The sequence below is a fragment of the Cutibacterium avidum 44067 genome, assembly GCF_000367205.1.
In the GTDB taxonomy this organism is placed as follows: domain Bacteria; phylum Actinomycetota; class Actinomycetes; order Propionibacteriales; family Propionibacteriaceae; genus Cutibacterium; species Cutibacterium avidum.
The window spans coordinates 513,206-525,450 of the sequence record NC_021064.1 but is presented as its reverse complement, the minus strand read 5'-3'; the positions used below and the strand labels follow the sequence as shown (position 1 = coordinate 525,450).

Annotated in this window: 14 protein-coding genes; 5 read left to right on the top strand and 9 right to left on the bottom strand. The window is 64.6% G+C overall.

Annotated elements, in window-relative coordinates:
* Positions 1 to 62: 62 nt before the first annotated feature.
* A complete protein-coding gene (gene purE, locus PALO_RS02415; RefSeq protein WP_004808874.1) occupies positions 63 to 653 on the bottom strand; it encodes a 5-(carboxyamino)imidazole ribonucleotide mutase in 591 nt (196 codons plus the stop codon).
* Positions 646 to 1,818, bottom strand: coding sequence for a 5-(carboxyamino)imidazole ribonucleotide synthase (locus PALO_RS02410; RefSeq protein WP_015582267.1), 1,173 nt, complete (start codon positions 1,816 to 1,818; stop codon positions 646 to 648). Before PALO_RS02410 ends, purE begins: the two co-directional genes overlap by 8 nt.
* Before the next feature lie 435 nt (positions 1,819 to 2,253).
* Between PALO_RS02410 and PALO_RS02405 the strand changes: the two genes are divergently transcribed.
* Positions 2,254 to 2,793, top strand: a complete 540-nt coding sequence (locus PALO_RS02405) for a PH domain-containing protein (RefSeq protein ID WP_004808876.1) — start codon at positions 2,254 to 2,256, stop codon at positions 2,791 to 2,793.
* On the opposite strand, the gene PALO_RS02400 is transcribed toward PALO_RS02405, so the two are convergent.
* Both PALO_RS02400 and PALO_RS02395 read right to left on the bottom strand, forming a co-directional pair.
* The gene (locus PALO_RS02400) at positions 2,780 to 3,496 is read right to left on the bottom strand and encodes a Type 1 glutamine amidotransferase-like domain-containing protein (RefSeq protein ID WP_004808877.1); all 717 of its coding nucleotides are present in this window, start codon (positions 3,494 to 3,496) and stop codon (positions 2,780 to 2,782) included. The two genes, PALO_RS02405 and PALO_RS02400, sit on opposite strands and share 14 nt — an antisense overlap.
* A 47-nt stretch (positions 3,497 to 3,543) precedes the next feature.
* Positions 3,544 to 4,383, bottom strand: coding sequence for a biotin--[acetyl-CoA-carboxylase] ligase (locus PALO_RS02395; RefSeq protein WP_015582266.1), 840 nt, complete (start codon positions 4,381 to 4,383; stop codon positions 3,544 to 3,546).
* A gap of 192 nt (positions 4,384 to 4,575) precedes the next feature.
* On the opposite strand from PALO_RS02395, the gene PALO_RS02390 reads away from it, so the two are divergent.
* Genes PALO_RS02390 through PALO_RS02380 form a run of 3 tightly spaced genes read left to right on the top strand, consistent with a single transcriptional unit; the run spans position 4,576 to position 7,023 of the window.
* A complete protein-coding gene (locus tag PALO_RS02390; RefSeq protein WP_004808880.1) occupies positions 4,576 to 6,150 on the top strand; it encodes an acyl-CoA carboxylase subunit beta in 1,575 nt (524 codons plus the stop codon).
* An 11-nt stretch (positions 6,151 to 6,161) separates the two neighbouring features.
* Positions 6,162 to 6,380 carry an acyl-CoA carboxylase subunit epsilon gene (locus PALO_RS02385; protein ID WP_015582265.1) on the top strand — a complete coding sequence of 73 codons (219 nt, stop codon included), beginning with the start codon at positions 6,162 to 6,164 and terminating at the stop codon, positions 6,378 to 6,380.
* Between the two features lies 1 nt (position 6,381).
* On the top strand, positions 6,382 to 7,023 hold the full coding sequence (locus tag PALO_RS02380) for a Maf family protein (protein ID WP_015582264.1): 642 nt from the start codon (positions 6,382 to 6,384) through the stop codon (positions 7,021 to 7,023).
* 40 nt (positions 7,024 to 7,063) lie between these two features.
* Here the strand turns inward: PALO_RS02380 and PALO_RS02375 are convergent, their stop codons facing one another.
* A complete protein-coding gene (locus PALO_RS02375) occupies positions 7,064 to 7,483 on the bottom strand; it encodes a hypothetical protein (protein ID WP_004808883.1) in 420 nt (139 codons plus the stop codon).
* Between the two features lie 26 nt (positions 7,484 to 7,509).
* Positions 7,510 to 8,721, bottom strand: a complete 1,212-nt coding sequence (locus tag PALO_RS02370) for an arginine deiminase (protein WP_023033134.1) — start codon at positions 8,719 to 8,721, stop codon at positions 7,510 to 7,512.
* A 57-nt stretch (positions 8,722 to 8,778) separates the two neighbouring features.
* Between PALO_RS02370 and PALO_RS02365 the strand changes: the two genes are divergently transcribed.
* Positions 8,779 to 9,513: an SDR family oxidoreductase gene (locus tag PALO_RS02365; protein ID WP_015582261.1), complete on the top strand. Its 735-nt coding sequence runs from the start codon at positions 8,779 to 8,781 to the stop codon at positions 9,511 to 9,513.
* 78 nt (positions 9,514 to 9,591) lie between these two features.
* Here the strand turns inward: PALO_RS02365 and PALO_RS02360 are convergent, their stop codons facing one another.
* From PALO_RS02360 to PALO_RS02350, 3 genes are all read right to left on the bottom strand, one after another.
* Positions 9,592 to 10,395, bottom strand: a complete 804-nt coding sequence (locus PALO_RS02360) for a hydroxymethylpyrimidine/phosphomethylpyrimidine kinase (protein ID WP_015582260.1) — start codon at positions 10,393 to 10,395, stop codon at positions 9,592 to 9,594.
* Positions 10,396 to 10,725: 330 nt separating this feature from the next.
* Positions 10,726 to 11,724 carry a magnesium transporter CorA family protein gene (locus PALO_RS02355; RefSeq protein ID WP_004808887.1) on the bottom strand — a complete coding sequence of 333 codons (999 nt, stop codon included), beginning with the start codon at positions 11,722 to 11,724 and terminating at the stop codon, positions 10,726 to 10,728.
* Entirely contained in the window at positions 11,721 to 12,239 is a 519-nt protein-coding gene (locus PALO_RS02350; RefSeq protein WP_036902000.1) for an NUDIX hydrolase, read from the bottom strand. The genes PALO_RS02355 and PALO_RS02350 overlap by 4 nt, the downstream gene beginning before the upstream one ends.
* Positions 12,240 to 12,245: the final 6 nt, after the last annotated feature.

The following is a 12,245-nucleotide window of genomic DNA, read 5'->3' as shown; positions in this document are numbered from 1 at the left end:
GGAGGCAGCGAACTGGCCCCGGGCCGCAACGGTTCGGGGCCATCCGCGTATCGATGACTCGCTCAGGGGCGCGAGTGGGTGCGCACCTTCTCCCCCTTGGCGGCCGCCATGTCGTGCAGCTCGGTCTGGTACTTAACCATGGCGTCGCACAGCTCGGGATTCGATGCGGCAAGAATCCTCACGGCCAGCAGACCGGCGTTCTTGGCATTACCGACGCCGACCGTCGCCACCGGTACACCACCAGGCATCTGGACGATGGACAGCAGGGAGTCCATGCCGTCGAGATGGGCCAGCGGAACCGGCACTCCGATGACCGGCAGCGGGGTCAACGCGGCGACCATGCCGGGCAGATGGGCAGCACCACCGGCACCGGCGATGATGATCTTGATACCGCGCTCGTGGGCGCCACGGCCGAACTCGACCATGTCCTCGGGCATCCGGTGAGCCGAGACGACCTCCGCCTCGAATCCCACGTTGAAGTCGGTGAGCACCTGGGCGGCGGGCTCCATCGTCGGCCAGTCGGAGTCCGAACCCATGATGATCGACACCTGCGGGCCCGTGGCGTCACCAGCCAACCGGCATGCGGCTCCGGCCGCTGTCTCGACCTTCTTGCCGCGACGCGGCTTGCGGCTGTTGGCGGTGGTCTCAGGCATCGTGTTCTCCCATGAGGTAGGCGGCGGCGTGGCGCGCCCGGCGGCGAGTCGTCTCGACGTCGTCACCGAGGCAGGTGACGTGACCGACCTTGCGGCCGGGTCGCACGGACTTCCCGTACAACTCGACGCGCAGTTCCGGGTCACGAGCGAAACAGTGTTGCAGAGCCCCGGTCAGGTCTTCCTCAGACCCGCCGAGGACATTGGCCATGACGACAACGGGGGCTGTCAGGGCCGGTGAGCCGAGCGGAAGGTTGAGCACGGCTCGCATGTGGTTCTCGAACTGGCTCGTCTCGGCACCGTCGATGGTCCAATGGGCGGTGTTGTGGGGGCGGGTCGCCAGCTCATTGACGATGACGGAACCGTCCTCGCGCTCCATGAGCTCAACGGCGAGGACACCGACGACGTCGAGACGCCCAGCAATGTCCAGGGCCATGGTCTGCAACTCCACCTGGCGGTCCGAGGACATCTTCGGCGCCGGGCTGATGGTCTCGGCGCAGACCCCGTGACGCTGGATGGTCTCCGTGACCGGATAGGCGGCTCCCTGACCCGACGGGGAGCGGACGACAACGGCAGAGAGCTCGCGTCGGAAATCGACGAACTCCTCGACGAGGATACGAATCGGTTGTTTGCCGTCGGCCAGTCCGCCGGCAGCCTCGAAGGGTTCCCCGGCACCGTCAGGTCCGTCGATCTTGAAGACTCCCTTGCCGTCATATCCGCCGCGAGACGTCTTGGCGATGACGGGCCAGCCGTGGTCCGCACCGAAGGCGACGAGATCGTCGGGGGTGTCACAGACCTTCCAGGCCGGGTTCGGGAATCCCTCCTTCGCCATGAATTCACGCATGACGACCTTGTCCTGAGCATGGACCATCGCGGCCGATCCGGGGCGGACGGCACACCCTGCCTGCTCCATCTCCTCGACGAGGACGGTCGGCACGTGCTCGTGATCGAAGGTCACGACGTCACACCCAGCTGCGAAGTCCATGACGGCGTCGTGGTCGAGATGGGAGCCGACGACGACATCAGACATCACCTGGGCCGCGGACTCGTCAGGGTCGGAGGCCAGCAGACGGGTGCGCACCCCCAATCCGATCGCAGCCTGGTGCATCATGCGGGCAAGCTGCCCGCCGCCAATGATTCCAATGGTGTAGGAGGTCACGACCTTCATCGTAACGGCCACCGGACACAGAACCGCGGAAGAGCTGTTCTCCCGGATCTTCCACCCGTGGATTTCCCTGTCGAATCGTCTTCACGTCGGCTTCCCATCCGGACACCGGCCGAGGGTTATCAGCGATCGCCCGTGGAACGGCCGAAAAGATGAAGGGCTGCTGCCATCTCATCAAGCAGAGCGCAGCCGTCTTTCCGGGTTCTCCACGAGTGTTGCAGGGACAGCTGGCCGCAGCCGCCCTCACCAACCAGGTGAGGGCCCCAGGACGGCTGGGTCAAGGCCGGTGCGGACACTCTCGAACATGACGTGGACACGCAGGAGGACTGTCTGGGACACAGACCGCACGCGTAAGGGCATGGCACTCACTCGTACCTCATGCCTAGCCACTGACCGCACGTCACGCGTTCACATTGCGGGGTCGTCCATACTGGAAACATGGTGCGAGTCGGACAGCCACTGCGGCGCAATCGTGACGAGACGGTGCTGGTGCACTCCCGCCGTCACGCGAAAGCACTGTTCTGGCCTGTCGTCATGGGGTTCGTCGCAGTCATCGGGGCTGCCGCGCTGCTCGGACTCATGACGCTCGAGATACGAGCCCAGTACTGGCCAATCGTCGCGATCGTCGCAGTCGCGCTCATCATCGTCGGTACCATCATCCCGTGGATGAAGTGGTTCACCACCACCATGACGATCACCGACCGACGTGTGATGCTGCGTCATGGCGTCATCGTCAGACGGGGTCACGACGTCATGATTGACAGCCTCGTCGACGTGTCCTGGCAGGCCGACGTCGTCGATCGAATGATGGGCTGTGGAAAGCTCATCCTCACCACACCGTCAGACCAGTTGGTCCTCGATGACGTCCCGGGCGCCCGCCGAGTGGCAGACCTCTTCGCGGACCTGACCGACGGGCGTTATGACGGCGACGAGGACCTCGACGACTATCAGCAACCGTGGAATGTCACAGCACGGTGACGTCGAGCTCCTCGCGCAGGATTCCCGACGAGGTCGGCTCCTCGGATGCGGAGAACCTCGAGACCGTGGCCTCCTCACGCTCAGCAACGGCGACGGAGAACTCACCGTCGACGAAGTGGATTGCGGCTCCGTCATCGACTGCGTAACCAGCGGGGAGAACCCCATTGGCAACCGACTGTGCGTAGATCGGGGCGCGCTCCGACTCGCCGTCGAAGTGGGGGCAGAACGACCCGTCGAGCAGACCCATTCCACCTCGCCACGCACGCAGGTCACCGAATGCGTCCGTGAGACAGCCGGAGAACCAGCACGCCGCACCGGCTGCGACCCCGGCGAGCACGACGTCGTCCGCCGAGGACGTCATCCGCCGGATGACGTGGTCAACCCCGTGCATCCGCCAGAGCGCCATGAGGTTGGCCGCCGAGCCGGCACCCGACACGATGACGTCAGCCTGGGAAAGACGCTCCACCGACTCCGCAGCCCCCTGCCACAGGGTCAGCACCATGGTCCGCACACCCAGCGCCGAGTAGGCGGCCAGAAAACGATTGACGTAAACCGGGTCATCGGCTGCCGCGGTGGGGGCAAAACACACCAGGGGTGAGGACTTTCCGGACAGGTCAAGGATGTGACGGTCGAGAGCGGTGGGCTCACCACGGTTCGACATCGAGAAACCGCCGCCACCAAGGGCCAGGATGTGGGTCGTCATGGTCAGCAGTCTAGGTGGTCGGGACGTTCAGGGTGCCGTGGTGAAACTCACCTGGTGCGCAGATGGTTGACGTCTCCGGCGTTGAAGGTGCGACGTCCTTCCGAGGTTTCCACCACGATGGCACCGTCGACATCCACGTCGACGCCGACACCGTCGACGGCCTCGTCACCGCCACCGATGGTCTCCGGGTCGAAGGTCAGTCGTACCGGGGCACCGACGGTGTCACACCGCGCCACGTACTGATCTCGCACGGTTCCGGTCGCCAGCCACACCGTCAGCAATTCGTCGAGGTGGACCAGCAGGCTGGCCAACAGCTCGTTCTTGTCGTGATTCAACCCGCACAACGCCAGGGAGGTCGCCGTCGGGACGGGCAGTTCGTCGGTCCCCATCGACACGTTGATCCCGATCCCGATGACGGCGTGAGGACCAGCAGGTCCGTCGACGCGCTCCGACAGGATCCCGCTCACCTTGCCACCATGGTCGGTGCCAAGATCCACCAGGACGTCATTGGGCCACTTCAACGTCACCCGCGAGCGATCAGCCCCGCCAACCTCCTCGATGGCCTCGACGACGGCGAGTCCGGCCACCATCGAGAGCCAGCCCCAGTCCTGGGCGGGACGATCATTGGGCACCAGGGCAGAGATCGCCAGATTCGTTCCCGGGACGTCGTGCCAACTGCGTGAGAAACGTCCTCGTCCGCCTTCCTGGTGATCAGCAACGAGGAGGCGGAACGAGGTTCCCCCGGCGCGGACGAAGGACACCATGTCAGCGTTGGTCGAGCCGGTGGAGTCGACACAGGCAATCCCCCCTCCGCACGGCCCGGTGAACATCGTGTTCCCGGCAAGCTCGATGACGCGATCAGCAATGGCAGCAGGCGTGGAAGGCACCCGTCCAGACTATCCGTAAGCCATCGAGCAGCGCAGCAGCTCATCCCTGGCCCAGACGACCAGCCAGTCACCGGCCCGATGATGCCGTGGAACTTCCGGAAGCTCGTGACAGCCACGGTCCGCATGGCCGCCATCCATCCCGGAAAGCGGCCCGACGCCACGCTTGTCGCCTGTGACGGATAGTCTCAACTCATGGAGATCGACATCCACACCACGGCAGGAAAGATCGCCGACCTCGGTCGGAGGATCGACGAGGCCGTCAATGCCGCATCCCCCTCGGCCATCGAAAAGCAGCACGCCGCCGGAAAGATGACCGCCAGGGAGCGCATCCTGCGGCTGCTGGACGAGGATTCCTTCACCGAGCTCGATGAGTTCTCTCGCCACCGCTCGACGAACTTCGGCATGGAACGCAAGCGTCCCTACACCGACGGCGTCATCACCGGTGTCGGTGCGATCCATGGTCGTCCGGTCTGTGTGTTCAGCCAGGACGTCACGATCTTCGGTGGGTCCTTGGGTGAGGTCTACGGCGAGAAGATCTGCAAGATCATTGACTTCGCCGTCAAGACAGGCTGCCCCCTCATCGGCATCAACGAGGGCGGCGGCGCTCGTATTCAGGAAGGCGTGGCCTCCCTGGCCCGGTTCGGTGACATCTTCCGCCGCAACACCAGGGCTTCCGGCGTCATCCCCCAGATCTCCATCATCATGGGCGCCGCAGCTGGCGGTCACGTCTATTCCCCCGCCCTCACCGACTTCATCGTCATGGTCGACCAGACCTCCCAGATGTTCATCACCGGCCCGGCCGTCGTCAAGCAGGTCACCGGCGAGGACGTCTCCCTCGAGGAGTTGGGCGGCGCTCGTACCCATTCCACGAAGTCGGGCAACTCCCACTACCTGGCCAATGACGAGGACGACGCCCTGGAGTTCGTCCGCGACCTGGTCAGCTACCTGCCACAAAACAACTTGGAGGATCCGCCGTTCTACGACGACGGTGAGGCCGACCTGACGATCACCGATCACGACCGCAAGCTCGACGTCCTCATTCCGGACTCCGCGAACCATCCGTACGACATGCACGAGATCATCACGACCGTGCTCGACGAGGACACCTTCCTGGAGATCCACGAGCTCTTCGCCCCGAACGTCATCTGCGGATTCGGACGCATCGAGGGCCGCGTCATCGGCATCGTCGCCAACCAGCCAATGGTCAACGCCGGCACCCTCGACATCAATGCCTCCGAGAAGGCTGCCCGGTTCGTCCGGACCTGCGACTCCTTCAACATCCCGGTACTCACCTTCGTCGACACCCCTGGATTCCTGCCCGGCGTCGAGCAGGAGCACGAGGGCATCATCCGTCGTGGCGCCAAGCTCATCTACGCCTACGCCGAGGCCACCGTGCCGCTGCTGACCGTCGTCACCCGCAAGGCCTACGGCGGCGCCTACATCGTCATGGGGTCCAAGACCCTCGGAGCCGACGTCAACCTCGCCTGGCCCACAGCCCAGATCGCCGTCATGGGTGCTGAAGGAGCCGTCAGCATCCTGCACCGCCGCACCTTGGCCACCGATCCCGATCCGGAGGTCAAGCGCAGGGAGCTCATCGACGAGTACGAGACGACCCTGTCGAACCCGTACCAGGCAGCTGAGCGAGGATGGATCGACCAGGTCATCCACCCGCACGAGACCCGCGCCTCGGTCATCCGTACCCTGCGTCTGTTGCGCACCAAGCGCGAGGCGCTGCCTCCCAAGAAGCACGGGAACATCCCGCTGTGAGTGAGCACACCATGGACGACGATCCGATCAAGGTCACCAGGGGAAATCTCACCGACGAGGAGCTTGGCGCCCTCGTCGCGGTGCTGACCGAGCTCACCCGTCCGGGCCCGGACGCCTACGTGCCGGACGACCGACCGATCGCCTTCGGCTGGAAGTCCTACTGGCGCACCATCCGTGAACCCTTCATGCCCGGCCAGGCGGCCTGGCGGGGATCTCTGCGGCGCTACTGACATGACGACCCGTTTCGTTCTCGCATCGAAATCGCCCGCCCGACTGCGTATGTTGCGCTCAGCCGGCATCGAACCCGTCGTCATCGCCTCGGGAGCTGACGAGAGCCGCCTTCCTGGGGAGGACGCTGCCACCATGACGGCCCGGCTGTGCCGCCTCAAGGCCCACTCGGTCATCGGCTCCGGGGCCCTTGACGAACACCCCGCCGACCGGACGATCGTGGTGGCCTGCGACTCCGTACTCAATCTCGACGGACGTGTCCTCGGCAAGCCCCACACCGCTGACCGTGCCCGGCAGTGGTGGCGCCGGATGAGAGGTCACCAGGGCGTCCTCGTCAGCGGACACCACATCGCCGTCATCGAGAACGGTCAGATCCGCGAGCAGACCCGCGTCGGCCAAACCGTCGTCACCTTCGCAGATCTCACTGACGCCGAGATCGATGCCTACGTCAGCAGCGGCGAGCCGGCCAAGGTGGCTGGTGCCTTCACCATCGACGGCCTGGGCGGCGCCTTCATCACCCGTATCAATGGCGACCCCCACAACGTCACCGGCATCTCCCTGCCATTGGTGCGTCAGATGCTCATGGACCTTGACGTCGAATGGTCCTCGCTGTGGAACGGGCCCAGGGGCGGGCACCTGTCCTGAGCCAGGGTATGCGCGGCACTGACCCGCGCGGGACCGACGCTCAGCGGTGCCGGAGGGTCAGCCCAGCAGCCTCATCGGAGCTCGTGAACGCCCCGGTCCAGCCCGTGGTGTCGGGGCTGTTCGAGGTGAATGTCAATGACCCATTGCCATCCCCGGTCACCGTGAACCCCGACGCAGGCAGGTTCTGTGCCAGGAAGTCATGCATCTTTCCGGAAGTGTCGGGCTGGGTGAGCAGGGTGATGTTGTTGACGTGATCGACCCGCATCGTGACGTCAAGCCCCTGGGGTAGACGGAAGTTCCGCGGACCATATTCGAACCCCAGGCTCGCCAGGGTCTCCTCCCCAGCCGGTGCCGGGGTCGGTGAACCGATGGCCGGGGTGGGCACGGCTCCCTCGTGCGAGGGAGCGCACCCTGCCACGACGAGCAGTGCCGTCGCTACGACCGCTGCTCTGGACCTCATGCCGGTGATGCTATCGCGATGTCACCTCACAGCTCGTCGCGCAGCACCGGGCACGACATGCACCGTGGGCCACCACGTCCTGACCCCAGCTCCGAGCTCGGAATCGTCAGTACCTCGATGCCGGCGGCCTCCAGACGAGCATTGGTGTTCGTGTTGCGCTCATAGGCCACCACCACGCGTGGCGCCAGGGCGAGGGTGTTGTTGCCGTCATCCCACTGCTCACGCTCGGCGGTCACGGGGTCGAGGCCAGTGTCGATGACGCGCATTCGCTCGATCCCCAGAGCGTCGGCGGCGGCCGTCAGGAACGGTGTCGGCTCACCGATACGAATGTCGTCACCGACAGGAGTGAGCGGAACAGCCGTCAGACTGTCGGCAATCTGCGGGTACATGACGACGGCGTCGACGTCGACCATGGTGCACACGGTGTCCAGGTGCATGGTGGCGCGCTGCTGATGGATCGGCACGGCCAGCACGGTGTGCGCCACTCCCAGCTCGAAGGCGGTACGCGCCAGACGCTCGGCCCCCGACGGAGTGGTGCGCTCCCCTACACCGATCGCCATGACCTGCTCACCCAGATGCATGACGTCCCCACCTTCCAGGTTCTCCAGCCGCCAGCCGTAACAGTCACCGTGCCCCCGGAACCTCGGATGGTGACGATAGATGAGGTCAGTCAGTTGGGTTTCGCGGCGCCGTGCTGGCATCGTCAGGGATGTCACGGCCGGGTGGTTACCCACCCAGACGCTGGAGTCGCGGGTGAAGAGCAGGTTCGGAAGCGGGTCGATGATGAAGTCCTCGGGAGCCAGCAGGCTCGTCACCAGGCTGCGGGGTGCAGCGGGTTCAACGGTGGCCAGTTCACCATTGGACAGACCAGCCATGAGCACCTTCGTCAACATCTCGCTGGACAGCTCTGACAGACGCTGACGCAGGTATCTGCGCAGCCCGTCGCCATATCTCAAATCGGTGAGCAGATCGTCAAGGGCCTGCTGCCGAGCAACCTCGTCGTCAAGGGTTTCGCACAGGAGCTCTCCGAGCAGGAGGACCTCGACGCCGCGGTCCTCAAGGATCGAGGCGAAAATGTCGTGGTCACGCTGGGCCTGGTCGACCCACGGCATTGCATCGAAGAGGAGCTTGTCGTTGTTGCGAGGGGTCAGTCTGCGCAATTCGTCGCCGGGGCGATGCAGGATGGCTGTCCGCAACCGCCCGACTTCGGATCTGACATCGCACGTGCTTTCTGCCATGACGGTAGCCAACCACAACCCGGAATTGCTCGCTGGCAAGACGAGTACGGTTGCGTCATGGAAACCCCCACGACGTCGGAAACTTCACACAACGACCAGCACACCAAGAAAGTCCTCGTGACCGGGGCGACGCGCGGCATCGGACGGGCGATCGCCGAGGAACTGGGGCGAGACCACCACATCATCGTGGGAGGACGCCGCCGCGAGGCCGTCGAGAAGGTGGTCTCTGAACTGCCTGACGCCTCCCCCTTCGTCGTCGATCTGGCTGACGAGGAGGCCACCGCGGCAGCCGTGTCTCAGCTGGACAGTCTCGATGTTCTCGTCAACAGCGCCGGGGTGAGCGCCGCGTCTCCCGGCGAGATCGCAGCCCAGACCCGCGAGGAGTGGCGTCGAGTGCTGGAGATCAATGTTGTCGCCGTCGCCGACCTCACTCGCCTCGTGCTGCCCCTGCTGAGGACCAGCCATGGCGACATCGTCATGATTAATTCCGGATCTGGTTTCTTGCGGACCCCGGCTGGCGGTGGGGTTTACGCGGCCTCGAAGTACGCCCTGCGAGCCCTCACAAATGCCCTGCGCGAGGAGGAGCGTGGTGTCGTACGGGTGACGTCAATCCACCCCGGTCGTGTCGACACCGACATGCAGGTGGAACTGCAGGCCCAAGCCGGACGTCCCTACGACGCCTCCGAGCACCTGCGGCCACAGTCCGTCGCCGTCACCGTTCGCGCGGCCCTGGAGGCCAGCCCCGAGGCCATGATCGAGGAGCTGTCGGTGCGTCCGGTCTTCCGACGCTGACCCCAACTTCTGTGATCATGACGGACCGAGACATGACTTGACCCCGGCGGATGTCCGCCGGGGTCAAGTCATGAATGATCAGGCCCGGTAATTGCCTTGGTAGACGCAGTCGAACGGGGCGTTGCCGTGCATCCGGTTCTCGATGGCCGAGACGACGACCTGCTTGGCGGCGCGGGCGGCGTCCAGCGGACTGGCTCCCTTGGCGATCTCCGCGGTGATCGCGGCGGCCAGCGTGCAGCCAGCACCGGAGACGCGCTCCTGACCGACGGCGGGAACCTCGAGGACCTCGCAGTCGTGGCCGTCGTAGTAGACGTCCAGGGCGGTGCCGGTGTTCAACAGGGTGCCGGCCTTGGCGATGACGACCGGAACTCCCTGGTCACCGATCTTCTTGGCAGCATCCTTGAGGGCCTCGACCGAGGTGATCTCGTCCACGCCGGCGAGGGTCTGCGTCTCGAAGAGGTTCGGCGTGATGACGTCGGCATGCGGCAGGATCTGCTCACGCAGGGCGTTGTCGGTGTCGAGGGCGGCACCCGTCTCCTGGCCCTTGCAGATGAGGACGGGGTCGAGGATGACCTTGGGGAACTTGTAGGTCTCCAAGGCCTCGGCGACGACGCCGATGGTCGTCGGGGTACCGAGCATGCCGATCTTGACGGCGTCGATCTGGCCGTGGACGGCGACGGCGGCCTCGATCTGATCATGAATGACCTGAGGATCGACCGGCACGAATCGATGTCCCCAGTCGTTGTCGGGGTCGAAGGAGACGATGCAGGTCAGGGACGTGCATCCGAACACCCCGAGCTGGTGGAAGGTCTTGAGGTCGGTCTGGGCTCCGGCGCCACCGGAGGCCTCGGACCCGGCAATGGCTAGTGCAATCTTCGTCACGTCGGCCAGTTTAGGAGTCTTGCCCGGTGATGTCGGGAGTTGCCGGGGAGCGACCACGACACCGTCTGAAATTGACGGAACCGCCCATGGCGGCGTCAGGAGGTCCCTTCTTGGGTCGTCCGCGGTCCTTTCCGGTAAGCGGCAGGGCCAGGAAAGCACTCCGCTGCACAATTCGATGACGATGGACAGAGACGACCCGAGGTCAATCTGGCGCAGCACGATCTGTCCAGCCGCGGGGTGTCTCACATGTGCCGGTACGGCATGCAGTCTTACCTAATTGATGCAATCTGAGGACGAGAGTTCTGCACTGTCAGACGCCTATTGGTCTCCTCAGATCCAGTCTTCCTTACGGAAAACCAGGTACAGCACGAGGCTCGACACGATGATGAGCCCGACGGAGATCCACAACCCCAACGGTCGGCCATCACCCAGGAAGGGAACGTTCTGTCCGAACCACCCCGTGATGAGGGTTGGGACGGCGATGATGGCAGCCCACCCGGCCAACTTCTTCATGACGGTGTTGAGTTTGGCGTCCTGGATGGACAGATTCGTCTCGAAGATCGTCGCGACGAGGTCCCGCAGGGAATCGGACCATTCCGAGACGCGCATGGAGTGGTCGTACAGATCGTTGAAGTACGGCTCGAGGACCCGGGGAACAGCCATGGCTTCCCTGCTCGGACGGCTGATTGTCGAGACGATCTCGCGCATCGGGAGCACGACTCGACGAAACTGCACCAACTCCTTGCGCAGCCGATACACCCGCAACTGCACTTTCTGGGTGTCAATCGAGTCGTCGAAGAGTTGATCCTCGACGAGCTCCACGACGTCGTCCAGGTGCTGGACGACGTCGAAATGACCGTCGACGAGGACGTCGAGAATGGCATGGACGATGCCCATCGGGCCGTTCGAGACCAGATCGGGGTTGGCGTCGAGGCGGTTGAGCATCTCCTTGACCTCGGGCAGGTCGTCGCGATGGACACTGACGACGCCATGTTCGAACACCCACACCGAGACCCGTGACACGATGAGGCGACTGTTGGGGTCATTCGTCTCGCCGATCGTCGCGGCATAGGTCGTCAGGAAGAGATGGTCGGGATAGCGGGTGACCTTCGGACGCTCGCCGGGGGCCTCGGCATCCTCGACGGTGTGGAACTCCAGATCGAGTTCGTCGGCAAGGGTGTCGATGGCCTCGCGATCGGGAGCGGTGAGGTCATACCAGCTCAGTGTCTGATCATCGGCGAGTTCGTCGCTCAGAGTTTCCAGGGGGACTGATTCGGCAACGACCTTCCCGTGCTGCCACACCCGGGAGGAGAGGTGGGAAAGACTCATGGGGTCTCCTCACGTAGAGCGCCGTCGTCATCCCCATCCGAGCTGAAGATGACGTGGTCAGACGAGTGCAGCGCGGTCTCGATGCGACGGCGATGACGCGGGGCCATCTCGGGCAGGTCGTCGACGTCGAAGAAACCGGTCTGGCTGGACTCGTCGTCACCCACTCGCGGCTGCCCGCTGATCCATCGGCACAGGAAGTCGTGATCGAGGAACTGGCAGCGGTCGCCATTGGGGTAGGTGATGGGGGCCGCGACATTGACACGGACCAGGCGGACGATCTCCGCCGTCACCCCGGTCTCTTCCCGAATCTCTCGAAGGATGGCCTCGTCAGGTCTCTCCCCCGGCTCGATGATTCCGCAGACCGGTGTCCATGCTCCGGTGTCGGCACGTTTGACGAGCAGAACCTGGGGTCCGCGTGGCCCCTGGCGCAGCACGACCGCGCTACTACCGGACAGCCACAACGGGTCATGACCGATGTGACGTCTGAGGTCCACGATGAACTGCGGTGTCGCCATGACCGT

What these genes read in the sequence shown, in the direction of transcription:
- PALO_RS02370 (WP_023033134.1), bottom strand. Translation starts at nt 8,721, where the DNA reads ATGGCAGAAAGCACGTGCGATGTCAGATCCGAAGTCGGGCGGTTGCGG.
- PALO_RS02350 (WP_036902000.1), bottom strand. Translation starts at nt 12,239, where the DNA reads ATGGCGACACCGCAGTTCATCGTGGACCTCAGACGTCACATCGGTCAT.
- PALO_RS02405 (WP_004808876.1), top strand. Translation starts at nt 2,254, where the DNA reads ATGGTGCGAGTCGGACAGCCACTGCGGCGCAATCGTGACGAGACGGTG.
- purE (WP_004808874.1), bottom strand. Translation starts at nt 653, where the DNA reads ATGCCTGAGACCACCGCCAACAGCCGCAAGCCGCGTCGCGGCAAGAAG.
- PALO_RS02410 (WP_015582267.1), bottom strand. Translation starts at nt 1,818, where the DNA reads ATGAAGGTCGTGACCTCCTACACCATTGGAATCATTGGCGGCGGGCAG.
- PALO_RS02385 (WP_015582265.1), top strand. Translation starts at nt 6,162, where the DNA reads ATGGACGACGATCCGATCAAGGTCACCAGGGGAAATCTCACCGACGAG.
- PALO_RS02400 (WP_004808877.1), bottom strand. Translation starts at nt 3,496, where the DNA reads ATGACGACCCACATCCTGGCCCTTGGTGGCGGCGGTTTCTCGATGTCG.
- PALO_RS02390 (WP_004808880.1), top strand. Translation starts at nt 4,576, where the DNA reads ATGGAGATCGACATCCACACCACGGCAGGAAAGATCGCCGACCTCGGT.
- PALO_RS02365 (WP_015582261.1), top strand. Translation starts at nt 8,779, where the DNA reads ATGGAAACCCCCACGACGTCGGAAACTTCACACAACGACCAGCACACC.
- PALO_RS02380 (WP_015582264.1), top strand. Translation starts at nt 6,382, where the DNA reads ATGACGACCCGTTTCGTTCTCGCATCGAAATCGCCCGCCCGACTGCGT.
- PALO_RS02355 (WP_004808887.1), bottom strand. Translation starts at nt 11,724, where the DNA reads ATGAGTCTTTCCCACCTCTCCTCCCGGGTGTGGCAGCACGGGAAGGTC.
- PALO_RS02375 (WP_004808883.1), bottom strand. Translation starts at nt 7,483, where the DNA reads ATGAGGTCCAGAGCAGCGGTCGTAGCGACGGCACTGCTCGTCGTGGCA.